This is a genomic window from Cognatundibacterium luofuense (assembly GCF_018139685.1).
GTDB classification, from domain to species: domain Bacteria; phylum Pseudomonadota; class Gammaproteobacteria; order Burkholderiales; family Burkholderiaceae_D; genus Undibacterium; species Undibacterium luofuense.
Genome location: NZ_JAGSPN010000336.1, coordinates 1 through 352 on the forward strand (window position 1 = coordinate 1; position 352 = coordinate 352).

The 352-nt window shown below is 50.3% G+C and carries 1 pseudogene; it reads right to left on the reverse strand.

Features of this window, described 5'->3' with window-relative positions:
• Positions 1-352: pseudogene (locus tag KDM89_RS20675) on the reverse strand (D-alanyl-D-alanine carboxypeptidase); the annotation flags it as partial.

Below are 352 nucleotides of genomic sequence, written 5' to 3' on the forward strand. Positions count from 1 at the left end.
CTGCCCTTTGGCATACAGTTTGACTGTATCGAAATTCAAATAACCCCAATTGAGTAATTTGAGGCTTTCCTGCGCACGTACCTGATCGCTGGCGGTACCGGTCACGACCGAAATCAGACGACGCTGGCCGCTGCCATTTGGACGCGACGCTGAAGAAATCAGGCAATAGCCAGCTGCTTCGGTATGGCCAGTTTTCATGCCATCGACAGTTGGGTCCAGCCATAACAAACGGTTGCGGTTAGGTTGCGTGATCTTGTTATACGTGTAGCTTTTAGTGCTGTAATAGGTTTTATAGTATTCAGGGTGATCGGCAATCAGGCGGTTCGCCAGGGTAGACAAATCACGTGCGGTG